At 43.0% G+C, this 688-nt stretch carries 1 pseudogene; it reads right to left on the reverse strand.

Features of this window, described 5'->3' with window-relative positions:
- Positions 1 to 688 (reverse strand): annotated as a pseudogene (locus tag VB796_RS23755) (hypothetical protein); the annotation flags it as partial.

Genomic DNA, 688 nt, shown 5'->3' on the forward strand with positions numbered 1-688 from the left:
TCCATACATAACTATCAGCCGTTTCGGTTACTTTCAATGTTCCAACTGTTCCTGCACAAATTGTTGCACTTGATACTGTAATCGTTGGTATTGGTTTCACTTCCACCGTTGTCGTGGCTACTGCTGTACAACCATTAGTTGTGATTGTTACTGTGTACGTTCCTGCTTTGGATACTGATACTTCTTGCGTTGTCGCTGAGAAGTTGTTATCACCACTCCATACATAACTATCTGCCGTACTTGCTTTCAGTACTCCAGTTGTTCCTGCACAAATTGACGTTGATGGTACAGTTACTGTTGGTACAGCTTTAACCGTTACACTTGTCGTTGCTGTGCCTGTACATCCACCTGTGCCTGATACCAACACTGAGTAAGTATAAACTCCTGCCGTTGTTGGTGCTGTTACTGATGGACTTTGTTCTGTTGAACTAAAGCCTGCTCCTGTCCATGCGTAAGTATTTCCTGCTCCACCTGTTACATTCAGCTTATAACCATTGCCTAAACATACTGCTGGTACTTGGTCAATTACTGGATTTGGATTTGTGTTCTCAACTACCGAAGTCGTTGCCGAAGCACTACATCCATTTGTTGTAATGGTTACCGTGTATGTTCCTGCTTTAGATACTGATACTTCTTGCGTTGTCGCTGAGAAGTTGTTATCTCCGCTCCATACATAACTATCAGCCGT

The organism is Arcicella sp. LKC2W (genome assembly GCF_034931005.1).
Taxonomy (GTDB): Bacteria; Bacteroidota; Bacteroidia; order Cytophagales; family Spirosomataceae; genus Arcicella.